The organism is Cobetia sp. D5 (assembly GCF_035666195.1).
Classification (GTDB): Bacteria; Pseudomonadota; Gammaproteobacteria; order Pseudomonadales; family Halomonadaceae; genus Cobetia; species Cobetia amphilecti.
Genome location: NZ_CP142020.1, coordinates 535623 through 559536, shown reverse-complemented (window position 1 = coordinate 559536; position 23914 = coordinate 535623). Strand labels below are relative to the sequence as shown.

The following is a 23914-nucleotide window of genomic DNA, read 5'->3' as shown; positions in this document are numbered from 1 at the left end:
CAGTCGTTACTGAAAAGTCGTTGTCGTGTCAGCGAAACGCCTGTGTTGGCCCTTCTGCAGTGGCGCCGTTGGCGCTGACCCGCTGCCCGCTCTATCAAGCGGTACTTGATCAGGCGACTCTCACAGTCTTGACCACCGACGCCAATCGCGACATGCCCCCATGGGCGGAGACCGTCTCATCCCTTGGGAGGAGAAAAGGAAGGAGAAACGAACGCCGCCATACCGCGAAGGCCGCAAGGCACGACACCACGCCATGACGTTATGCTCAGGATATCGCCCGCCACCGGCCAGGAGCCTCCATGTACCGTCTGTTGATCGCGGATGACCATCCGCTGTTCCGTGATGCCATCAGTCGTACCCTGAGTCTGAGCGTCGCCGATGCCCCCACGCCGCCCTACGAGCTGCTGCAGGCCGCCAGTCTCGCCGAGACGCTCAGCCTTATCGACGCGCATGCCGATAGCCTCGACCTGCTGCTACTGGATCTCGACCTGCCCGACAGCCACGGCCTGGAAGGCCTGACGCGCTTGCGCCAGGAGGCAGACTGGCTGCCGGTGGCGATTCTCTCCGCCCACGAGGCGCGCGAGACGGTGCTGGAAGCCTTGGCACTCGGCGCGGTGGGCTATCTCTCCAAGTCGAGCTCGGCGGAGGTATTGCGCGAGGCGCTCGCGCGCATGCTGGCCGGTGAGGTCTATGTACCCGCCCGGCTGATGCGCGCCGCCCCGCGTCCGGCGCTGGCGAGCCAGGCGGCTTCCTCATCAGCCTCAGCATCGGCCTCAGCACCAGTGCCACCGCCAGCCCCTCAACTTGCGCCGAGCCTCAGCGAGGCGGAATTCGCGCAGCGCTGGCAGACCCTCACCACCAAGCAGCGCGGCGTGCTGGAGCGCATGGTGCTGGGCGAATCCAACAAGATGATCGCCTGGCAGCTGGGCGTGGCGGAAACCACCGTCAAATCGCATGTCTCCGCCATCCTGCACAAGCTGGGGGTCGCCAGCCGGGTACAGGCGATTCTGCTGGCCAGCCACTCCCTGCCTGCCGTGTCTGGCGCGAGCGCGCCCCCTGCCGCCCCACAACGCGCAACGCCCCGCCGGGGCGCTCACGAATGAGGCACACAGCGGGGCGTTGCGAGGGCCTGCCACCAGCAGGCCTTTTGGAACTCACCAAGGCCATAGGGCCTACATCAGCTCGCCGACCAGCACATAGCCATTGAGCAGGATGATGATCGCCGCGACCAGCACCCCGATGGCCGTCACCCAGTGACGATTGACCAGGTCTCCCATCAGGCGGCGGTTGGCGGTGAACATCAACAGCGGCACCAGCGCGAAGGGAATCCCGAAGCTGAGTACCACCTGGCTTGCGACCAGCACCTGCTGCTCCGGCAGCTCCATCAGGATGATGGCGATGGCCGGTGCCATGGTGATCACACGGCGCAGCCACATGGGAATGCGGAAGTTGACGAAGCCCTGCATCACCACCTGACCGGACAGGGTGCCGACGATGGATGAGGACAGCCCCGCCAGCAGCAGCGTGAAGCCGAAGATGAGACTCGCCGCATCCTGACCCATCAGCGGTGACAGCAGCTTGTAGCTCTCGGTGATGGAGGCCACGCCGGTCTCGCCGTTGCCGTGGAAGACCTTGGCGGCCAGCACCAGCATCGCCATGTTGATCAGCCCTGCCAGCGCCATGCCGATGATGACATCCAGCCGGTAGTAGCCCATCACGCGACGACGCTGACCGCTGTCACGCACCCGGATGCGATTCTGGGACAGTGCGGAATGCAGGTAGATGACGTGGGGCATCACGGTGGCACCGAGGATACCCGCCGCCAGGAAGATGGCGTGGCTATCCGGGAAGTTCGGCGACAGCAGACCGTAGATGATCGGCTCCACCGGCGGGCGACTGAGAATGATCTCGAGCAGGAAGCCCGCCGAGACCGCCAGAATCATCGCGCCGATGATCATTTCCATCATGCGGAAGCCGAAACGCTGCATCACCAGCACCGCATAGGTGATGGCACCGGTCAGCAGCGCCCCTTCCAGCATGCTGAGCCCGAACAGCAGATTGAAGGCCAGCGCCGCCCCCAGGAATTCGGCCAGATCGGTCGCGATGGCGACGATCTCCGCCTGCACCCAAAAGGCCCATACCACCGGACGCGGGAAGCGTTCACGGATGACCTCGGCCAGATTCTTGCCGGTCGCCAGCCCCAGCCGCGCGGACAGGGTCTGGATCAACATCGCCATCAGGTTGGCCCACAGCACCACCCACAGCAGGGTGTAGCCATAGCGGGAGCCGGCCTCGATGTTGGTCGCGAAGTTGCCCGGGTCGATATAGGCGACGGCGGCGATCATCGCCGGGCCGAGGAATGGCAAGGCGCGGCGCAGGCGGCCAGCGAGACGGACAGGGGAAACTGTGTGCGCACCACCGGCAGCAGAGGCGTCGCCTTCGCTACCCAGTGACATGCTTGCGGCATGACGTACGGATTTATCGGACATGACATTCAGCATGGGGGGAAAACCTGCCAGATCAATGACCCGCGAACAGATAAAGAAATATGCGGGAGGCTATATGACCAGCATACACTCCAAATGCCATTGATTCTCATTAAAAATAAGCGTGGTGCTCGATAGGCTCCTTCAATCACCCCCGTGGCGGACGCCTATTTGCCACTGTCTTTGCCTTCTCCCCTTTCCAGCTCCTTTTCCCTCCCCCTTTGCAGCATCACTTCCAGCACCTCTGCGCGCGGCTAGCGACAATTGACCAGCAACTGGCGCAGGCGCAGTGGCTTGACCGGCTTGAGCAGAAACCCGAACCCGAGCGCACGCGCCCTGGCCTTTAGCGGCGCCGAGTGGTCTGCGCTGACCACCACCACCGGCAAGCCCGGCCAGCGTTGCCGCAGGCGTTGCGCCTGCTTGAGGCCATCAGGCTGCCCTTCGCCAAGCTGATGATCGACGATCAAGACCTGCGGCGCGGCCACGGCCTGCTGCAACAGCACCTCGGCATCATCGGCGCAGTAAACACTCGCGCCCCAGCCCCCGAGCAATGACTGCATGCCGGCACACACCTCCCGATCATCCTCGACCACCCAGATAACGGTATCGAGCAGCGGCTGCGCGAGCGGTGACGCGCAAGGCTGGCCAGGAGAAGAGGCGTCAGCCGCCGGGCCCACCATACTGACAGGCTGTCGAATCGGCACGCGGACCGCGAAGGCGGCGCCGCGCCCCGGCGTGCTGGTCAGCGACAGGGGGTGCTCCAGCAGGCCGGTGATACGCTTGACGATCGCCAGCCCCAGCCCGAGGCCGCGCTGCTCGTTGTCCTGGCGCGGCGCCAGGCGTCGGAACTCCTGGAAGACCACCTCGCGCTGATGCTCGGCGATGCCGGGGCCGTTGTCGGCCACGGTGATCTCCAGCCAGTCACCGCGGCGCCGACACCCCAACAGCACCCGCCCGCGCGTCGAGCCATCCGGCACATGGCGCAGCGCATTGCTCAGGAAGTTGCGTACCACCCGCGCCAGCAATTGCAGGTCCGACTCGATACTCAGATGACTGGCCACGTAATGCAGCTCGAGCCCACGGGCGGCGCCCAGCTGGCGATATTCCTCGGCGAGCACATCCAGCAGTTCACGCACCGGGAAGATGGCGACATCCGCCGTCAGCACGCCGGCATCCAGCCGCGAGATATCGACCAGCGTGCCCAGCAGACTCTCGACATCTGCCAGCGAGCGCCCCAGCCGCGCCACCAGCTCGCCCGGCGTAGCATCGCCCGGCGTGACGTCAGAAATGGCATCGCCCGGCACGGAATCATTCAGCGCCAGCCGCGCCAGTTGCTCTTCCAGGGCGCTGGCGAACAGCCGGGCGGCATTCAGGGGTTGCAGCAGGTCATGGCTGATGGCGGCGAGAAAGCGGGTCTTGGAGTGGTTGGCCGCCTCGGCGGCGGCCTTGGCGGCGGTGAGACGTCGATTGAGCGCCCCCAGCTCATCGAGGGTGCGATGCAGGGCATCGGTGCGCTCGCGCACCTGATCCGCCAGCAGTACCGCATGCTCGAAGGCGGCGTAGGGCGCGCTCGGTGAAGGGCTGCTGGATTCGACCCGCTCGATCAGCGCGGCGTTGATCTTCTCCAGCTGGCGATTGCGCGCCTTGAGGGCGGCGAGTTCGGCGCTCAAGGTGTCCGTCTGAGTCAGGGCGTCCGTCTGAGTCAGAGCGTCCGGCTCGCTCAGAAAGCCCTGTTCGGTCAGCGGCGTATCAGGCGACATCCTGTCCTCCCGTGCCGTCGGCAACCGAGCGGCGCTGGCCGATCACCACGCCGGTGAAGGTCTGGTTGATGTGCATGCCGTGGTGCTGCTCACCGTAGGTATTGAAGCCGATCACCCGGTGCCGCCTGAGCATGCGCGAGGCCTCATCCTCCAGTGCCAGCGCCTCGATCTCCATGCGCCGCAGGAAGCAGTCGCAGCCGATGGTCAGCGCGGGCGGCCCCAGGCGCGCCTCCACCTCGGCCAGTCGCTGCTCGAGCTGCTCGAGAATCGGCGTGGCCTGCATGGCGGTGAGCACGATGCCGGTCTCCACCGCGCAGTAGAAACTCAGACTGGCATCGTCATTCACGCGCTGGATGGAGCGCACGTAATGCGCCTCGCCGATGCGTACCGCCAGCGGACAACGCGCGAAGACCGCCTCCTCCAGCGCCTCGGGCGCGACGCCGGCCAGCCGGGCGTACTCCTCGGCGGCGGGTTCGGCATTCAGCTCCAGCACGCGGCGCGAATCGCGATCCACCGCCGTCACCACCAGCTTGTCGGCCAGCGGCGTGAGGTGATGGGTGCTGATGACCTCGAATGGCAGCCGCGTATTGACCACCACCACGACCGCCGCCTGATCATGGAAGACGCCGTCGGCGTAGACATAGGTGTGCGACAGGCGATTGTCATCCCCGGCGGAGCCACCGAAGGCGGGAATGCTGCCCAGCGCCGCATCCAGCGTCGCCAGCACCTGCTCCTCGCTGCTCGAGAGCCCGTCGAGCAACGTCAGCGCGAAGCTGTTGCCCATCACCGGCGCCACGGCCTGCTCGCGACAGCGTGCCAGCAACTCATCACTCAGCGCCTGGGCACGCGGAAGATCGAAACCGCTCAGATCATCGATCAGCACCTGCGCCAGCGCGAAGTCACTGCGCGCAATGCCGATGGCGGTGATGGAGCCGCGCGCATAGCCCGCGGGCGTGATCTCGCCGGCGGTGGTGCAGCCGCTCACCGGCACCTCGCCGAAGGTGGCGGCCAGCGCCTGGCCCAATGCCGCCAGCGGATAATCCGCCGAGCAGAAGAACAGCACCCCGCCGAGCCGCTCGCGACTTCCCAGCGCCAGATCAAGCGTTCGGGCAATCTCGGCCACTGCCGCCTGCGGGTCCTTGAGCTGACTGGCCGCCGTGGCCAGCGCCACGGCATGCATCTCGCTCTGTGGCTGCGCCCTTTCCTTCACGCGACTGCTGACGTCCGTCATGTCCCCTCCTCCCGTCGAGCGCGGCGCGGCCGGAGATGACGATCATCCGTCGGTGTCCGGCCTAGAGCACCAGCCCGCTGGCTCTCACCACGCGTCGTTCAATGGCGCCTTCCAGCGTCTCGCGGCGGGTTCCCGCCAGCGTGACCCGTGACTTGGCCCGCGTGATGCCGGTGTAGACCAGCTCGCGGGTCAGAATCGGATTGGCGCCCTCAGGCAACACGAATAACACATGACGGAACTCGGAACCCTGCGACTTGTGGACCGTCATCGCGAAGACGGTCTCCACCGCCTCGAGGCGTGACGGCAATACCGCGCGCACGCCACGGTGGAAGCGCTGGATGTCGGTGTCCTGGCCATCACGCTCGGTGTCTGGCGTCGCCTCCTCCTCGACCGGGAAGAACACGCGCAGGCGCCCGCCGGCGGCGGGGTCCGGCAGGGTGATGCCGACATCGCCGTTGTAGAGCCCCAGCGCGCGGTCGTTGCGCGTCACCATCACCGGGCGACCGGCGTACCAGCCTCGCTCGTCCGCGATCAGGCCGCGCCGCATCAGCACCCGCGCCACGCGCTGGTTGAGGCCATCGACGCCGTAGGGGCCACGGCGCAGCGCGCACAGCAGCTGGAACTCGAGCAGCAGGTCGATCACCTCGCGCGCCGGACGCCGCTCACGCACGGCCTCCAGCGCCGGGCGGTAGCCGTTGACTACCAGCTTCTCGAGATCGCGGTCCTCCGGGCCACTGAGCTTGAGCCAGGCGATGTCGCGATAACCGGCCTTCCAGACCTCGCGCAGCGCCTGACGATCCCCGGCGTTGCTGGCGCGTGCCAGGGCACCGATGCCACTGTCGGCGGAGAAGCGATAGCTCTTCTGCAGCACCACCACGTGATCGGCGAGTCGGCCGCGTGTCGCTGATGTTTCCTCCAAGTCCTGGCCATCAGGCACGGCGATGGCCTGCTCCAGCGTTTCGCCGGTCAGGCGGCTCAAGTCGGCACACAATGCCGGTGAGTAGCGCGGCGGCAGCGCATGCTCGCAGAGATCGCCCAGCACGGCGCCGGCTTCCACCGAGGCCAGCTGGTCCTTGTCGCCGAGCAGAATCAGGCGGGCGTGGGCGGGCAGCGCGCCGAGCAGCGCGGCCATCAGGTCGAGATCGACCATCGAGGCCTCGTCCACCACCAGCAGGTCCAGCGCCAGCGGGTTGCCGGCGTGATGTCGGAAGTGGCGGGAATCCGGGCGAGCCCCCAGCAGGCGGTGCACGGTGCTTGCCTCGCGCGGGATGGCGGCGCGTACCGCGTCTGGCACCTCGAGCTTCGCCACCGCCCCTCGGATCGACTCCGACAGTCGCGCCGCCGCCTTGCCGGTCGGGGCGACCAGGCGGATATCCAGCGCCCGCCGCTCGTGCGGATGGCCTGTCTCATCGCTCTCCAGCTCGCCCTCTGCACCGTCAGTCCCACCCGCCAGCGCCTGAGCCTGCAACAGCGCCAACAGGCGCGTGACGGTGGTGGTCTTGCCGGTGCCGGGGCCGCCGGAGATCACCGTCAGGCGCTGACGCAACGCCAGGGCACAGGCCAGCTTCTGCCAGTCCGGCTCGCCGTGCGGGTCCGGCCGATTGCTGGCGAACAGCTCGCGCAGACGCTCGCCCAGCGCATCGCTGACCCGCGCCTCGCCCTCCTCGCTTGGCCCCATCCGCGCACGCAGCCCCGCCGCGACTTCACGCTCGGCCTGCCAGTAACGGCGCAGATAGAGACGCTCGCCCACCAGCACCAGCGGGCGCAGCGGCAGATGGCCTGCCGGGGAATCGGCCTGCGCCAGCACGCTGACCAGCCGCGATGCCGCCAGCTGCTCGGCCCAGCGCCCGGCATCGAGATCCGCCAGGAAGGCTTCCGGCAGGGCCACGCTGACCTCGGCCAGATGCGCCTCGGACTGCTCCAGCGGCGGCAGTGACAGGGTCGCGCGTGGCTCGGCCAGCGCCCGCGACAGCGACAGGCACACATGCCCGCGCCCCAGCTGGTGGCTGGCCAACGCGGCCGCCAGCAATACGCTGGCCGGGGTCTCCGGCACATGGCGCGCCATGAAGCGCACCAGATGGGCATCGACGCGCCTAAGCCAGCCCAGCTCCACCCACAGTCCGAGCGTGGCGAGCAGGGTGTCGGCAGTCGGGGCGTCAGGGGCAGCGCTGAGCTGCTGCGTTGGCACAGACATGGTGTCAGACATCGAAGGCCCCCTGCTGGCCGCTTTGGGTGAGTGGCGAGGTGTCGGTGGTGTTGAGGAGCAGGCTGTCCAGTGCGGAGCTGTCGCCGCCCAGCCAGAGATCCAGCGCCTCGATCAGCGCCTGTGATGGCTGGCGCTGGAAGACACCGGGCGTCGCCATATTGCCCAGATCATGTGCCTCATCCACCGCAAGCGCGGGTGAGTCACCGCCGGCATCCAGGCCACGCAGGAAGACATACAGCACCCCGCCCATGCAGCGCTCGTAATCGTAGTCCTCACCGAGGCGCGCCTTGAGCAGACGATGCAGCGCGAGGGTGTAGAGCACGTATTGCAGGTCGTAGCGGTGCTCGACCATCGCGCGGGCCAGTGACTCGCCAAGATAATCCTCGGGGCGTTCGCCCAGGTAGTTGGATTTCCAGTCCAGCACGTACCAGCGGCCGCCAGACTGGAAGGTCAGATCGATGAAGCCCTTGAGCATGCCGTGCATGCGGCGTGGCGCGAGCCTGGGCCGCGAGCGCGGCAACGGTTCCAGCGCAGTGACCACGGCATCCAGCGGCAGACTGCGTGCGTGCACGGCCGGCAGCCAGAATTCCAGCTCCGGCAGCCAGGCCTCCAGCCGGTTGAGCAGGATAGGCTCGCCCTCGAAGCCCTGCAGCGGGCGGGTCAGCGCCTGCTCCAGCCAGTCGGTGAGGCGCGGCTGCCAGCTGGCATCGAAGCCACCGAAATGCAGCCGCGAGCCCACCAGCCGTTCAAGCTCGCCGCGATAGTCATCCGCGCCGAGGCGATCGAGGTCCACCGCCTCCAGCAGGCCATGCAGGAAGGTCCCCGGGCGCGGTCCGCGCGGGAAATCATGCAGATGGATCTCGCCCACCGTCATCGGCAGGCCGCCGGCCAGCAGCGGGCCGGACTGCCCCGCCACCTCGCGGTCCGGGCGGGTCAGGCCCTGCTCGCCCTCTTCCAGCGCGATCTCGGTGGCGCCCTCGGGCACGCGGTCATCCGCGGCATCGGCGGTGTCTCCCAGCGCCGCCGTCACCTGACGGGCATCGGTGAGCAAGGCGGTGTAGGAGGCGATCCACCAGTCATCCTCGATACCGCCCGCGAAGTGGCGCGCGCCGTGGAAGTGCTGATCGCGCTCCGCCGGGGGCTGATATTCATGGCCTGCTGGTGCGGGCAGGCCGGAAACGCGCGCCAGTCCGGCAGACTGCTGATCACACCAGCCGTGCAGCGCGGCCTCGATGGCGCTGGCCTCGATATCCGGGGTATCACTCAGGCCAAGCAGGTAGCCAACGGCGGTGGACGGCAGGCTCAGCTGCTTGCTGAAACCGCCCTTGCCGATGGGTGCCAGCCCCAGCCAGCAGGCGAACTTGGGACGCGTCAGCGCCACGTAGAGCAGACGCACATCTTCCATCAGACGTGCATGGTCGGCCGCCGCGATGGCCTCCCTGGAGGGCTTCTTGACCAGGATGCTGTCATCGAGAGCGTCATCCTCCTGATCGACTCCCTGAGCAGACACTTCCTCGTTATCGTCTTCCTCGTCAGCGCCTTCCACGTCATCACCTTCCACGTCAGCCGTGGCCAGCCAGCGCTGCTTGAGGGTCAGCAGGCCGAAATTCCTGTCCGGCTCGGCCGCGCGGAAGCTGGCCATGAACGGCAGCAGCACGATGGGATACTCGAGCCCCTTGGACTTGTGGATGGTGACGACACGCACTAGCCCCTCATCACTTTCCAGACGCTGACTGAGGCTGTCGCTATCCAGCGCTTCATGGCCGGATTCCAGCGCCTGATGCCACCAGCGCAGCAACGCCTGCTCGCCATCAAGGCGCTGGGCGGCATTCTGGGCCAGCTCACCCAGATGCAGCACATCTGTCAGGGCGCGCTCGCCCCCGGCGCGCGCCGCCAACCGCTCACCGACCCTGAAGTCGCGCATCACGCCGCGCAGCATCGGCAGCACGCCGCGCCGCTGCCAGTCGCGGTGATAGCCATCGAAGCGCTCGACCTCACGCTCCCAGGCCAGCTCATCCACCGCGAGGCGTTCGACCAGCGAGAGATCCTCGGCCAGCAGCCGCGTCGCCAGCGCCGCGCGCAGACGGCGGTCATCACGCGGATGGGCCACGGCCTCGAACAGCTGCAGCAGCTCGAAGGCCTCCGGCGTGTCGAATACCGAGCTCTTCTCGCTCAGATAGACGCTGCGGATACCGCCTTCGGCCAGCGCGCCACGCACCGCCGCAGCCTCGCGGCCGTTGCGCACCAGCACGGCGATATCGCTGGCGGCCACGCCACGTGGCGTCGCATCCCCTTCGTCCATGAACACCAGCCCCGGCTCGCCCGCCGCCAGACGCTGCTGTCCTTCCAGCAAGGCCTGGATCTGGGCGCGACAGGCACCACTCATGGCGCGGCGGTGGTCATCGGCGCTCAGACGCTCACCGCTGGCCCACCACAGATTCAGCGCGCAGGCGGCCTCTTCGCGGCCATCCGGATGACGCAGCACCAGCCGGGTGCGCGTGCCCTGGGCCTCGACCGGCTGGAAGGGAATGTCCTCACTGCCGAAGGGCGCCTGATGCTGGGCGAACAGGGCATTCACCGCGGATACCATCGCGGCGCTGGAGCGGAAGTTGCGCGGCAGGGTGAAGCGCGAGCTGGTGACCTTGCGCGCCGCCAGATAGGTGTCGATATCGGCGCCGCGGAAGGCATAGATGGCCTGCTTGGGATCACCGATCATCAACAGCGTGCTGGGCGCCTCGCCAGCATCGATGCCGACATCGTTGCTGAAGGCATCGCCATCGGTCGGGCCATCGCCCGCCGTCTGCGGATAGATGCGCCGGAAGATGCGGTACTGGACCGGATCGGTGTCCTGGAATTCGTCGATCATCGCCACCGGCAGTTCCTGACGGATCTGGCGCGCCAGTCGCTGGCTGGCCTCGCCATTGAGCGTCGGGTCCAGCGCGTGATCGAGATCATTGAGCAGGTCCGAGAACTCCCACAGCCCGAGGCGGCGCTTCTCGCAGATCAGGGCGCGGGCGACGCTGTCACGCGCGTGCACGGCGACCTGATCCAGCAGCACGGCGTCCGGGGCGGGCACCTCGGCCAGCATGTCCAGCGCCGCGAAGAAGGGATGGCGCGGCGTCTGGCAGTTCTTCTTGGTGCCCTTCTCGAGCTTGGCCTGACTCAGCCAGCACAGCTTCTTGCTGTCGAGCATGTCGGCGGCGAAGTCGTGCTCGCCGCTGGCCAGCCAGGCGGCCGTCGCCGCCAGGCGAGGCTCGAGCTCGGCTTCCTTGTAGCTGTTGCCGTTGAGCGCCTTGCTGGCGAAGGCCTCGCCCATCACCGCGCGGATGGCCGCCTCATCGAAGCTTTCCTCGACGGCGCGACGCGCGGCCTCCTGCTGCTGACGCCACTGTTCGGCATTGCCGAGCAGCTCGCTCAGGTCGTCCGGGGCCTCAAGACATTCGCCGTCGCGGTACAGCGGGCGTGGCGTGCCATCCCGCAGCAGGCCGCGCAGCTCCTCGCCCAAAGCATCAGGCCCGGCCCAGCGCCCACGGATCAACGCCTGCCACTCGCGGGCCAGCGGATAGAACTCGCAGCGCCAGTAATCCTCGACGCAGCGCGCCAGCAGTGACTGGCCGTCCTGCAACAGCTCGGCGCCGAAGCGTCCGCCGGCATCGAAGGCATGTCGACTGAGCATGCGCTGGCAGAAGCCGTGGATGGTGAAGATGGCGGCGTCATCCATCAGACGCGCGGCCTGATCGAGGCGCCGTGCCGCGGCAGCCTTGAGGCGCGCTGCGTCCTCGGCAGGTGATGGTGTCAGCAGCGGTGCGAGCAACTCGGCCAGCACCGGATCAGGACTGGCACGCTCCAGCAGCGCCTCACGCGCCTGCTTGAGGCGTGCCCGAATGCGGTCACGCAGCTCGGCGGTGGCGGCTTCGGTGAAGGTCACCACCAGTATCTCCGGCGGCGTCAGCGGGCGCGGATAGCAGACGCCCGCGTCCTGGCCGGGCAAGGGCCCGAGCACCAGCCGCACGTAGAGCGCGGCGAGGGTGAAGGTCTTGCCGGTGCCGGCACTCGCCTCGATCAGGTGCTGACCGAGCAGCGGCAGTGTCGGAATATCGAGGGCCTGGCCCTGCTGGCTCTGATCCATCTCGTCACACATTGCCGCTTCCTTGTCCTGAGCGATGCCACTCCTCACGCCACTCTCCACACCGCGCATGTCTTCCACTCCGGTATCGCTCATGACGTCGCCTTCCCGGTGGCAAGCTCCACCGCGCGTTCGCCGAGAATGCCCTGACGCACGCCGATCATGCTCTCGATCAGTGGCTGGTAGAGCTGCACGCTGTTGAGCACGCCGCCGGCCTGTGCAAATGCCTCGAACTCCGGCCACAGCTCGCCCAGTGCGCCTTCCTGCCGCCTGAGCGCCTGGGGGCCCTTGAAGATGTCTTCGCTGAAGCGGGTTTCCATGGCGCGAGTCAGACTCTCACCAAGCCAGGGCTTGTGAATGGCCCCGAGCGCCGTCTCAAGGTTTGCGCTGCCGTCAGCGGCCTGCGCCTTGAGCGCGCCGAACAGGGCATTGCGATCCTCCTCGCCCACCACCTCCCAGAGGGTGGTCGCCAGTTCCAGCGCGGCCGCCAGTGGCGCCTGCCAGCCCTGAGCATACGCCTTGACGAGATGGCGCAGCGCGGCCTCGGCCTGCTCGATACGCAGCGCGGGGAACAGCAGCCAGCGGTCCTCGAACACCGCAAGCCACTGATAGCCTTCACGGCTTGCGCCCTGATCGCCTGCCACTTCCCCGAGGCCGGGGCGCGCGTTGGCCATCAGCCAGTCGAGATAGCCGGCCAGCAGACGATGCGGCTTGCCGAGCTTCTTGTAGCGCCCTTCCTTGCCGGGCTTGAGGGTGCCGAAGTGGGTCGCCTCCAGCGTGGCCAGCAGGCGGCTTTCGCCCTCGGCGTCATCGTGCAGCTGCTGACGGCTGATCAAGCGCGTGGTGAGAGTCACGCGCAGCATCTCGCCGCCCTCATCCTGCATGATCAGCGGTACCTCGAGAGTGCGCGGCGGCAGCGAGATGGCATCGCTGAGCTGGTCACGCCAGCTGGCCAACTGCTGATCCAGGCGCTTGAGGCGCGGTTCGATCAAGGCATCGGCAAAGCCCAGTGCCGGCAGCCGCCCGGCCCGGCGCAGACGTTCGGCGGCCAGCGGCAGTGACTGCCCGGCAAGCGCGGCGTCCAGCAGCTCGCGGGTCAGGGTGAAGTTCTCCAGCCCGTCGGGGGCGAAGGGTTCGTTGTCTTCATCCGGCACCTCGGCATCGCGGAAGCGCACGCCAACGCGGTCCAGCCCCAGCTGCCAGGGGCGGCGCAGGAAGCGCGCCAGCGAATCGGCACCGAGGCGCAGATGGGATTCCGGCGCCTGCTCCACCAGCTGCCTCAAGGCAGTCGCTGCCGTCGAATTCGCCTCGGTCTCACTGGGGTTTTCCTGAGTTTTTTCAGGTACTTGAGCCTGTCCCGCCGCGCGATACAGGCTCGACCAGCTGGCGTCATAGCTGAACAGATCGACGACCGCCGCCTGGGAGGCATGGAAATAGCGCCGCGAGAACGGCTGCAGCGGGTGCTCGGTGATCAGGCGCTCACGCAGCGCCGCCTCACGCGAACACTTGGCGGAGTGCGGCTGCTCGGGCTCCCAGCCCAACTCGATGTAATCGAGCAGCTCACCGACCAGCACCGAGGGCGGCCGCTCGCCGTTGTCGCGCTGGTCACGCCCGACCCACGAGATCGACAGGCGGTCCCGCGCCGCCAGCAGCGCCTCCAGGAACAGGTAGCGATCATCGTCGCGGCGCGAGCGGTCGCCCGCCTGCGGGCGGCTGGCCATCAGATCGAAATCCTGCGGCATGCGCACCCGCGGGTAGTCGCCATCGTTCATGCCCAGCAGGTGCACTTCGCGGAAGGGAATCGCACGCATCGGCATCAGGGTGGCGAAGTTGACGCGCCCGGCGAGGAAGCGCTGGGCGAGACCGCCGCTGTCCAGCTCGCCGCGCAGTGCCTCGCGCACCACCTTGAGCGACAGACAGCCCTCGAAACCGGCCTGCTGCCAGCCCTTGTCGAGGCGTGAGAGCGCCGCCTGCAGACGCGCCAGAATGTCGAATTCCTCGGCGCTGTCCGGGCTGAGGCTCTCTTCCCACAGCCGCTGCAGCGTGGTGGCCCAGTCCGCTGGCGTGCGCGAGGTATCCAGCCAGCGCCGCCAGCGATCCAGACTCTCGATCAGCTCGCCGACCTTGCCTGCCAGCTCGGCCTCGAGACCGGCCACTTCATCGAAGGGCACCACGCCGTCGAAGCTCAGGCCGTTCATGTCGACAAGGCCGTCCATCAGATCGTCCATCTGGCCGTCCATCAGGTCGGCGCTCTGCTCATCGCCAACTCCCCCCTGCGCGGGGCGGCCGGCCGCCGGAGAGCCGGCCTCCGGGGCCCCGGTGGCGTAGCCCAGCAGCATGCGCTCGAGGCCGAAGCGCCAGCTGTTCTCGTCGAGGGGCATGAAGCCGAGCTGCTCGCGGTGCTCGCCGGAGAGTCCCCAGCGCACGCCGCTGTCGGCCAGCCAGCGCCGCAGACGCTCGAGCTCGCCCTCCTCGATGGCGAAACGACGCCGGAAGGCGGCGACATCCAGCGCATCCAGCACCTCGCTGACGCCGAGGCGGCGCTCCGGCAGTTCCAGCAGCATCAGCACCAGCCCGAGCAGCGGGTTGGCCTGACTGGCCACGCGGTCGGCGATGGTGAAGGGAATATGGCGTGGATTGCCCGGCGGCAGCTGACCGAACACCGCCTCGATATAGGGGGCATATCGGTCGATGTCCGGCACCATCACCAGGATGTCGCGCGGCCGCAGCGGCTCGCCCTCGCCACGTTTCTCGGCGTCATGGGCCCGCTCGAAGGCCGCCAGCAGGCGGTCGTGGAGGATCTCGACCTCGCGCAGCGCCGAGTGGGCGCTGACCAGACTGATGGAGTCGTCATCGGCCGCGAGCACCCGCGGACTGCCCTCGGCCAGCGCACGCTCGCCGGGATGGACCAGCTCGAGTATCTCGTCCTGGATCTGCTGCAGCAGCGGTGCCTGCTCGGGAGGCGTGTCCTCGCTGATGCGCGGCACGAAGACGTCCAGCTCGAGATCGAAGCCGCTGTCGCGCCCCGACAGCGCACTCTCGAATTCATACAGGCTGACGATGAAGTCACGCCCCTGTGCGCCAAGCCCTGCCAGCAGCGGATTGGCCTTGAGGTGCAACTCCTCCTCCGCCAGCCCGATCAGCGCCGGCGCCTCGGGGTGACGGGCACGCTGTTGCGCGAGGCGCTCGCTGTCCATGCGCTGGCTGTCTGCTCGCGAACTGCGCCGCACGGCTTCGCGGTCGGAGACGATATCGCCCCAGTAATGGCGGCAGGGATTGGTGATCATCAGGTAGATGTCCATCACACCGGACAGCGCATGCAGCGCATCCAGCGTCTGGCCCGGCAACGCCGAGATACCGAACACGAACAGGCGTGGCGGCAGCGGATGACGGCGGGTCGAGGGCAGTGTCTCCAGCGCGCGCGCCGCCGCGACGAAGCGACCATGCAGGGCGGCGCGGTGATGCTGGCGGCTGCTGGATGGCGCATCGGCCAGTACCGCGCGCCACAGTGCCGGCTGCCACTGCTGGCTGTCCGGCAGGTTGTCGGGCAGCAGATTGGCCGGCAGCTCGCTTGCGGCCTGCTGGCGCGCGAAGGCATCCCGGAAGTTGTCGTCTTCAAGCCCGCTCTCCCAACTGCGCACCCACTCGGGGCGATAGTTGAGGTACTGATCGAACAGGTCCGCCAGCTGGCAGGCCAGCTGCCACTGCTGACGTTCGGCCTCCGGGCCTTCGGGCAGCGCTGGCAATGCGTCCTCACCGACCGCCTCGATCAGCTGGCCACGCTCGTCGCGGCACAGGTAATCCCTGAGCGGCGCATAGCATTCGGCCTGGGATTCATCGGCCAGCAGCCCCGGCAGCAGGCGCAGCAGACGCCAGGCAAGCGGGCCCTTGTCGAAGGGCGACAGCTCCGGAATCTCGTCGCCCAGCACGCCGCCCAATACCCCGCGATAGGCGCGCCACACGAAGCTTGAGGGCAGTGGAAAATCCACCGAGGCGGCGATGCCATCGGCCTCGGCCAATGACAATCTCAGCCACTGGGCCATGCCGTTGGACTGGACGAGGAAGGTTTCCGGCACCAGCGGAGGCTGAGGCGCGGCCTTGATCACCTTGAGGGCCAGATCGCGCAGGTCCTCGAGGTGATTGGCGTGAAGAACGGTAAACATGCGGGCATCCTGCTGGGAGTGACAACCCGGCCATCGTGGCCGTGGCAAGCCGCTGCGCGGAAGAGACAATGAATGGCTCTATCCTAGCGTCGCCGTGGCGCCGGCCCAAACGTAAAACGCGCACCGCCCAGAGGGTGATGCGCGTTTTCAGGCAGAGGCAGGCCACAAGGGCCTGCCTCTCATCCTGCGATGCCGGATACGCTGATCAGACGATGCGCATCAGTTCGCGGCCACGCGGGCTGATCGCCAGCCACAGGCCGAGCACCACGCCCATCAGCGACAGCGCCGCCACGTACCAGGTGGGCGACAGCGGCGAGACGGTCATCATCAGCGAGACCAGAATCGGCGTGAAGCCACCGAAGATGGCGTAGGCGACATTGTAGGAGAACGAAAGGCCAGTGAAGCGCACCGCCGGCGGGAAGCCGCGGATCGCGATGCTCGGCACCGCGCCGACGATGCCGACGCTGAAGCCGGTCAGGCAGTAGAGCGGCACCAGCAGGCTGGGGTCTGAGTGCATGGTGGCGAGGAAGACCCAGTAGGTGATGCCCAGCAAGGCGCTCCACAGCACCAGGGTGACGCCGGCGCCGATGCGATCGACCATGTAACCGGAGACGATGCAGCCGACGCACACCGCCACGATCGCCAGACTGTTGGCGGAGAAGGCCGCGGCGCGGCTCAGCCCCTCGAGACCCGCGATCAGGCTCGGCGTCATCAGGATCACGACCACGATGGCAGCGGTCAGAATCCAGGTGACCGACATCGCCACGGCAATCGCCGGACGCTGTTCCCGCAGGATCATCTTCAAGGGCAGCTCGGCGGCCAGCGCCTTCTTCTGCTGCATCTCGGCGAATACCGGCGTCTCGTGCAACCAGCGACGCAGATAGACCGAGAACAGCCCGAACACGCCGCCGATGATGAACGGAATCCGCCAGGCGAAATCACTGACCTCTTGCGGGGTGTAGACACTGTTGATGGCGCTGGCCATCAGCGAGCCGAGCAGGATGCCCCCCACCAGACCCATCGAGAGCGTGCCGCAGGCCAGACCATTGTGACGCGGTGCGACGTGCTCGCTGACGAACACCCAGGCACCCGGCACCTCACCGCCGACCGCCGCGCCCTGGAACAGACGCAGGATGATCAGCAGCAGCGGCGCCCACATGCCGATGACGGCATAGGTCGGCAGCATGCCCATCAGCAGGGTCGGCAGCGACATCATGAAGATGGACAGCGTGAACATCTTCTTGCGGCCCAGCGTATCGCCGAAGTGGGCCATGATGATGCCACCCAGCGGGCGCGCCAGATAACCGGCGGCGAAGATGCCGAAGGTCTGCACCTGACGCAGCCACTCGGGAATGTCGGGCGGGAAGAACAGCTGGCCGACGACGGTGGCGAAGAACACGAAGATGACGAAGTCATAGAACTCGAGGGCGCCGCCGAGAGCGGACAGACCGAGTACCTTGATGTCACCACGCTTGAGCGAATTTTCGTTGGGCAAATCGTGAGCAGCGGAGGCGGAGCCCGCTGCGGGGACGGAATCGTTCATGGATCTCTGTTTAGCGGGGGCTGGTGTCCAGCGATGGTCAAGGGTGATTCACGCGTCGCACATCTTGTCTTGGAGGCTTTCAGTCGGGGAGACATCATCCTGTCGAAAGACATCATCCAACCGAGAGACATCATCGATCACGGAGCGGAAGTCGTGCTGATGATGACTGAAAGCGCCGGGGTTGCCCCGGAGGCGTGGCGATCATGCGGAATCCTGCCAGCGTACGACGCATCACTGTATTGCAAAAAACACAATACAGATCGATGCAATCATGCGTCTCATGTATCGCGTCCAGAGTAGCAAAGGCGACCTTGGCTGGGTAGCGTTCGCTCACTGTTTGGCAGGGGTCTTGCGGGAAATCACGCCGACCTTGCCAAGAGTTGGCATGAAAAACCCCGGCGCCTCGACAAGGCGGACCGGGGTGGTGGACGTCATCCTGTGCAGTTCAAGCAATGAGGGATGTGGTGGGTGTCATGCGGTGAGTCATCTTCCCGCGCCTGCCGAGCGACTCCCGAGACCTGGGTTCAAGCTCAGGTTCAGGTTCATCGACAAGCGTCAGCTGCAGTAGCCCCAGCCTTCCAGGCGCTGACGAATGTCCTCGACCCGCTGGCGGTTCTTGCCGAGATCGGAATGCCCTCTGCGCGAGACGCTGCGCACATGGCAGACCCCCTCCTCTTCATTGCAGACGATTTCCACATCATCGACGAAGCCCAGCACGGGGGTGTGGAACTCGGCGTGCAGATAGCCGCCATCTTCGCTGACGATTTCAGCATGACCCATCGATTCTATGATGCCGTGCAACTTCTCCATCGCACTGACGCAGCAATCCTGCGGCATCGGGAGTGGCGCGACATAATGCTTGCTGTCAGTGGCCTGGGAACTGACCCCGTTGGGGGTGCTGGGGGCCGGAGCCAGCATGCCATCATGCAGGCCGAGATTGTCGGGACGAGGTGAAGCAAAAAGACCTTGGCGCATTTCGAATCCTTCCTGTCATCTCTGGGCGTCGGTAACAGCATCCTCTATCACCAGCCTGATTGTTATCCAAGTCAGCTTGAAGACGTTGCGAAGACTGTGCGCAAGAAAGCCCCATGCGGGCTTCTCCGCTGATGTGGTTCGCTTGAGACAACTCCCACACGCTGCCATCGCGTGGGCTTGTCGGTGAATGACAAGGGCCTCGACTTTCAGCGTAGCGACTTTTGTCGATTTTGCCCGTGGAAGGCCTTGATCCAGATCATCTGCCTGATAATGCGCCGCACCTTGAGCGGCTTGAGGCCGCGCCCTCTTCCGCCCCAGCGAAGCCAGACCGTACACTGGGCAGCATTTCACCCGGCCCGGCTTGCCCCAGCCGCAGCCCCAGCCGCCGGCCAGACGACTTCGCAAGGACCCCATCGTGAGCTTCCGCTTTCTGCACACTTCCGACTGGCATCTCGGCCAGAGCTTTCACGGCCAGAGCCGTCACGTCGAGCATGCTGCCTTTCTCGACTGGCTGCTCGGGCAGCTCAAGACTCTGGCGCCGGATGCGCTGCTGATCGCCGGAGACCTGTTCGATGTGGTCAACCCGAGCCTGGCCGCCCAAGAGCTGCTCTACGACTTCATCGTGCGCGCCCACGAGCAGGACGCGGCGCTGGAGATCGTGATGATCGCCGGCAATCACGATTCCGGCTCGCGCATCGAGCTGCCGGCCGCGCTGCTGGCACGTCTCAAGACCCATGCGCTGGGACGCGTGCGCTGGGTGGATGACTCCGCCGACGGCGGCGATGCCCACAGTCTCGACTGCCAGCATCTGCTGGTGCCCCTGCATGATCGTGATGGCAAGCGCCGCGCCCTGTGTCTGGCGGTGCCCTTCCTGCGCCCGGCCGAGGTCACCGGCCTGAGCAGCGGCGAGCAAGCCGAGCAGGAAGGAGAAGCAGCAGGCAAGGCCGAACGCACCCGCAGCGAGGCCTACCGCGACGGCGTGGCCCGCGTGCACCAGCAGCTGGTCAGTGCTGCGCGCGCCGCCCGCCAGCCCGGCGAGGCGCTGATCGCCATGGGCCATGCCCACATGCGTGACGGCGAGGTGTCCGAGAACAGCGAGCGCCCGATCCTGATGGGTGGCGAAGAGGCGCTCTCGACCAGCCTGTTCCCCGACGACATCGCCTATGTGGCGCTGGGCCACCTGCATCGCCCGCAACGCGTGGGCGGCGAGGAGCGCATCCGCTATTGCGGCACGCCGCTGGCGATGGACTTCTCCGAGGTCGACTACGGTCACCGCATCCTCGATGTCACGCTCAGCAATGAAAGCCTGGAGAAGGTCGAGGAGCATCGCGTGCCCTGCCATGTCGCGCTCACGCGCGTCGGGCCTGCGCCACTGGCCGAGATCACCACTCAACTCACGGCGCTGGTCGCCGAGGCGCAGGCGAATCTCGAGCCGACACGCTGGCCGTGGCTGGAAGTGACCGTGCAGCTGGAAGCCCCGCTGATCGACCTGCGCGCCCGTATCGAGGCACTGCTGGAAGGCGCGCCGCTACGTCTGATCAAGCTGGTCACCCGCTACCCGGCGCCCAGCGCCGAGCTTCGCGCGCCGAAGGGCGTGAAGCTCGATGAGCTGGGGCCGATGGGGCTGTTCGAGCGTCACTATCGCGCCACCTATGACAATGAGCCGGACCCGACGCTGATCGAGGATTTCGCCCAGCTGCTCGAGGAAGTCGAGGCCGCGTGCGAGACGCGCCTCGAAGGCGAGCCGGCCACCCGGCCCGCTCGCAAGGCCGACAAGGCGGCTTCGATAGACAAGACTGGCACGGCAGACAAGGCCAAGGGAGGTCAGGCATGAAGATTCTCGCCCTGCGCCTCGACAACCTGGCGTCGCTGGCCGGCGCACATGAAGTCGACTTCGAGAAGGCGCCGCTGTCCGATGCCGGCCTGTTCGCCATCACCGGTCCCACCGGGGCCGGCAAGAGCACGCTGCTCGATGCCCTGTGTCTGGCGCTCTATGGCACCACGCCGCGCCTGCGCCAGACGCCGAGTGGCGGTCAGCTGGAGGATGTCGGCGAGCATCAGCTGACGCTCAAGGACCCGCGCAGCCTGCTCCGGCGTGGCTGCGGCGAAGGCAAGGCCGAGGTGGATTTCATCGGCCGCGATGGCCTGCGCTATCGCGCCAGCTGGACGGTCAGCCGCGCACGCGGCAAGCCCGGCGGGCGCCTGCAGAATGCCAAGCAACATCTCCAGCTGCTGCCCACCGGCGATGACACCCAGCCGGCTCAGACCCTCAACACCACCAGCAATGACGCCAAGGCGTTGATCATCGACAGGCTGGGGCTCAATTTCGAGCAGTTCACCCGCGCCGTACTGCTGGCGCAGAGCGAGTTCAGCGCCTTCCTGCGTGCCAATGACAATGAACGCTCGGAGTTGCTGGAGAAGCTGACCGATACCGGCCATTACTCCGAGATCTCGATGGCCGCCCATGAGCGCGAGCGCGCCGCCCGCGAGACCGTCAATGAACTGGAGCGCAAGCTGGAGGGCCAGCTGCCGGCCAGCCCACAGGAACGCCAGGCGCTCGAGGAGGAGGTGCGTCTGCGCCAGACGGCCATGACCCGGCTCAGTGAACAGCATGATGCACTGACGGCCTATCACCAGTGGACCACCACGGCGGGCGAGCTCGAACAGGCCCTGCGTCAGGCGCAGCAGGAGCAGACCGAGGCCCACGTCGCCAGCGATGGGCTTTCCCGTCAGCGCGAGCAACTCAGCGCCCTGGAAGCCCTCGCGCCGATTCGCCCTGCCCTGCTGCGCCTCAAGGCGATCGCGCCGCAGCATGCACAGCTGGTCACGCAACTGGCCCAGCTGGAGCAGCAACTCGGCGCCCTGTCGCCCAGGGTTGAGCAGGCCCGGGCCGCCAGGCACACCGCCGATGAACGCATGCAGCGCTGCGATACCTGGCGTGGCGAGCAACTGCCGAAACTTGAAGAGGCACGTCAGGTGGCCTCGCGTCTGGCGCAACAACGCGAAGCACACGCCAGCCAGCAGAGTGAACAGCAACGCCTGCGCGACACGCTCGGCCAACATCAGCAGGAGCTGGAGACTCAGGATCGCCAGCGCCAGCAGCTGGAGCAGCAACTCCAGCAGCTGCAGGCAAGGCTGGTCGACGAGTCCGGCCAGCCGCTGCGCGATGCCGAAGACTATCGTGACCAGCTGCAACGTCAGCGCGATGCACTACTGGAGCTCAAGCCCGTACTCAGCGAGCAGATCAGTGGCCTGGCCCGCCGTGATGAGGTGCAGCAGCGTCTTGTCGAACTGGAGCAGCAACTGCCCCGACAGCAACAGGCGTTGCGGGATGTGACTGCCCGGCAGGTGCAGGCATTGCAGGCCCGTGATCAGGCGCGTCACGAGGAAGACGCCGAGCGCCGCCAGCAGGAGCAGGAGCGTCTGGCGCGCAGCGACAACGTGATGGCGCTGCGCCGCGGGCTGGTCCAGGGCGAGGAGTGTCCGGTGTGCGGCAGCCACGAGCACCCCGCCGCCGACCAGGCCGCACCGGCCGAGGCGCTGATCGCTCAGCTGGAGCAGCAGGCCCGCGAGCGCCTTGACCAGCGCCGCCAGGCCACGGCCACCGCGCAGCAAGCCATGGAGACGGCCAGTCACGAGCACGCCCGCCTCGAGGAGCAGCTCGGCTATCTGCAACAGGAACAGACCCAGCTGCACACGGAGCTGCAACGCCTGCAGCAGCAGGCGCAGAGCTGCCAGACGAACCTGAGCGAGCTTCTGGCCCGGCACTCGCTGTCGGAGCAGCCCCAGCTTGCCCCCTTGCCGCAGCTGCCGGCTGCCCACGCACTGCAACTGATCGAGCAGCGCCTTGGGGAGCTGGACGCCCGCCAGAACACGCTGGTGACGACACTGCGTCAGCTGACGCCGCTGCGTGAGCAACGCCAGGCACTGGCAACACGCCACGCCACGCTGACGACGCAATGCCAGCATGGCGAGGCGCAGCTTCAACAGTGCGAGACGCAGATCACTGCGCTGGCGCGCGAGATCGAGCAACTCAGCGCCACGCTTGCCCAGCAGCTGAGCGCAGACCCCGAGCGACAGCATGCCAGCGTGAGCGACTGGTCCGACTGGATCGAGTCGCTGACCACCCGGATGCGCAACGAACAAGAGGATGCGCGGCAGGCGCTGCAGGAGTTGAGCGACCAGCAACAGCAGCTGACGCAGCAGCAGGCCAACCTGCAGCAACGCCAGACGGAGCTGCGCGAGGAGCAAGACTCGCTCGACCGCGAACGCGCGCATTGGCAGACAGCGAATCCCGGCCTGGATGACGCGCGCATCGCGGAATTGCTGGCCGTCGAGGATCACGAGCTGCAGGCACTGCGCCAGCAACTGCGCAGTGCCCACGAGCGCGTGGCACGCGCGGATGCCCTATGTGAGGAGCGCAATGCGCGCCAGCTCAAACACTGGCAGGCCGCTCGGACCTCCAGCTGGCAGACGGTACTCGAGCAGCTGGCAGCACTCGAACAGCTGGCAGCGCCCGCCGTGGAGACGTCAGGAGCAGGTACCGCTGGAGAAGGTCCGGCGAGAGAAAGCACGGCGAGAGAAGGCAGCGCAGGAGAAGGCACGGCGGGAACGCAAGAGACGGGCGTCATCCGCGCCCAGGCCCAGCAGGCCCTGGCGCTGCATGCTCGCTTGCAGGCTCATGCGCAACCCCCGCAAGAAGATGCCGCTGGTGCGCCGGAGGATGCGCAGCCACAGCCCGAGGAAGACACCCACGCGCTTGGCGAGGCGTTGGCCACTTTGATCGCGGCGCTCAAGACACCGCTCACTGCCGTGCGCGAGGCCCATCAATCGGCGCAGGCGGCGATACTCAATGATGATCAGCGCCGCAGCGGCAGCGCCGAACTTGGCGAGCAGCTGGCCCGCACCCGCGCAGTCCATGAACGCTGGGGCACGCTATCGGAACTGATCGGCAGTGCCAGTGGTGCCAAGTTCCGCACCATCGCCCAGGCCTTCAACCTCGAGCGTCTGATCGAGCATGCCAATCTGCATCTGGCCAATCTGGTTCGTCGCTATCGTCTGGCGCGCGGCGCCAGCCCGCTGGGACTGGTGGTGGTGGATACCGAGATGGGTGACGAGCTGCGCAGCGTGCATTCGCTGTCCGGCGGCGAGACCTTCCTGGTCTCACTGGCGCTGGCGCTGGGCCTGGCGGGCATGGCCTCCGGTGAGCTGCGCATCGAATCGCTGTTCATCGATGAAGGCTTCGGTAGCCTCGACCCGGATTCGCTGGCCCTGGCGATGGAGGCATTGGATGGCCTGCAGGCCAGTGGCCGTCGCGTCGGGGTCATCTCGCATGTGGCCGAGATGCATGAACGCATTCCGGTGCGGATCGCGGTGCGCCCCTCGGGCAACGGCCAGAGCCGACTGGAGATCGAGGGCTAGCGG

At 67.0% G+C, this 23914-nt stretch carries 11 protein-coding genes; 3 read left to right on the top strand and 8 right to left on the bottom strand.

Annotation, left to right across the window (positions count from 1 at the left end):
* Window positions 1–299: 299 nt before the first annotated feature.
* Window positions 300–1103, top strand: a complete 804-nt coding sequence (locus tag U0O11_RS02395; protein WP_324691506.1) for a response regulator transcription factor — start codon at window positions 300–302, stop codon at window positions 1101–1103.
* A gap of 69 nt (window positions 1104–1172) precedes the next feature.
* Here U0O11_RS02395 and U0O11_RS02390 read toward each other — a convergent pair whose 3' ends face one another.
* From U0O11_RS02390 to U0O11_RS02355, 8 genes are all read right to left on the bottom strand, one after another.
* The gene (locus U0O11_RS02390; RefSeq protein ID WP_324691504.1) at window positions 1173–2489 is read right to left on the bottom strand and encodes an Nramp family divalent metal transporter; all 1317 of its coding nucleotides are present in this window, start codon (window positions 2487–2489) and stop codon (window positions 1173–1175) included.
* A 251-nt stretch (window positions 2490–2740) separates the two neighbouring features.
* Entirely contained in the window at window positions 2741–4246 is a 1506-nt protein-coding gene (locus U0O11_RS02385) for an ATP-binding response regulator (RefSeq protein ID WP_324691502.1), read from the bottom strand.
* Entirely contained in the window at window positions 4236–5426 is a 1191-nt protein-coding gene (nosP, locus tag U0O11_RS02380; protein ID WP_324692487.1) for a nitric oxide-sensing protein NosP, read from the bottom strand. The genes U0O11_RS02385 and nosP overlap by 11 nt, the downstream gene beginning before the upstream one ends.
* A gap of 112 nt (window positions 5427–5538) precedes the next feature.
* Window positions 5539–7671 (bottom strand): exodeoxyribonuclease V subunit alpha, encoded by a 2133-nt coding sequence (recD, locus tag U0O11_RS02375; protein WP_324691500.1) that lies wholly within the window; start codon window positions 7669–7671, stop codon window positions 5539–5541.
* Window positions 7672–7675: 4 nt separating this feature from the next.
* Window positions 7676–11905 (bottom strand): exodeoxyribonuclease V subunit beta, encoded by a 4230-nt coding sequence (gene recB / locus U0O11_RS02370; RefSeq protein WP_324691498.1) that lies wholly within the window; start codon window positions 11903–11905, stop codon window positions 7676–7678.
* Entirely contained in the window at window positions 11902–15972 is a 4071-nt protein-coding gene (recC, locus tag U0O11_RS02365) for an exodeoxyribonuclease V subunit gamma (RefSeq protein ID WP_324691496.1), read from the bottom strand. Before recC ends, recB begins: the two co-directional genes overlap by 4 nt.
* Window positions 15973–16177: 205 nt before the next feature.
* The gene (locus U0O11_RS02360; RefSeq protein WP_324691494.1) at window positions 16178–17515 is read right to left on the bottom strand and encodes an MFS transporter; all 1338 of its coding nucleotides are present in this window, start codon (window positions 17513–17515) and stop codon (window positions 16178–16180) included.
* 555 nt (window positions 17516–18070) lie between these two features.
* Window positions 18071–18490, bottom strand: a complete 420-nt coding sequence (locus U0O11_RS02355; protein ID WP_043333122.1) for a DUF1499 domain-containing protein — start codon at window positions 18488–18490, stop codon at window positions 18071–18073.
* Between the two features lie 415 nt (window positions 18491–18905).
* Between U0O11_RS02355 and U0O11_RS02350 the strand changes: the two genes are divergently transcribed.
* Window positions 18906–20324: an exonuclease SbcCD subunit D C-terminal domain-containing protein gene (locus U0O11_RS02350; protein ID WP_225347510.1), complete on the top strand. Its 1419-nt coding sequence runs from the start codon at window positions 18906–18908 to the stop codon at window positions 20322–20324.
* On the top strand, window positions 20321–23911 hold the full coding sequence (locus tag U0O11_RS02345; protein ID WP_324691490.1) for an AAA family ATPase: 3591 nt from the start codon (window positions 20321–20323) through the stop codon (window positions 23909–23911). The genes U0O11_RS02350 and U0O11_RS02345 overlap by 4 nt, the downstream gene beginning before the upstream one ends.
* Window positions 23912–23914 lie beyond the last annotated feature (3 nt).

Coding starts and splice junctions, on each gene's coding strand:
- U0O11_RS02395 (WP_324691506.1), top strand. CDS start 300: ATGTACCGTCTGTTGATCGCGGATGACCATCCGCTGTTCCGTGATGCC.
- U0O11_RS02390 (WP_324691504.1), bottom strand. CDS start 2,489: ATGTCCGATAAATCCGTACGTCATGCCGCAAGCATGTCACTGGGTAGC.
- U0O11_RS02385 (WP_324691502.1), bottom strand. CDS start 4,246: ATGTCGCCTGATACGCCGCTGACCGAACAGGGCTTTCTGAGCGAGCCG.
- nosP (WP_324692487.1), bottom strand. CDS start 5,426: ATGCATGCCGTGGCGCTGGCCACGGCGGCCAGTCAGCTCAAGGACCCG.
- recD (WP_324691500.1), bottom strand. CDS start 7,671: ATGTCTGTGCCAACGCAGCAGCTCAGCGCTGCCCCTGACGCCCCGACT.
- recB (WP_324691498.1), bottom strand. CDS start 11,905: ATGAGCGATACCGGAGTGGAAGACATGCGCGGTGTGGAGAGTGGCGTG.
- recC (WP_324691496.1), bottom strand. CDS start 15,972: ATGTTTACCGTTCTTCACGCCAATCACCTCGAGGACCTGCGCGATCTG.
- U0O11_RS02360 (WP_324691494.1), bottom strand. CDS start 17,515: ATGAACGATTCCGTCCCCGCAGCGGGCTCCGCCTCCGCTGCTCACGAT.
- U0O11_RS02355 (WP_043333122.1), bottom strand. CDS start 18,490: ATGCGCCAAGGTCTTTTTGCTTCACCTCGTCCCGACAATCTCGGCCTG.
- U0O11_RS02345 (WP_324691490.1), top strand. CDS start 20,321: ATGAAGATTCTCGCCCTGCGCCTCGACAACCTGGCGTCGCTGGCCGGC.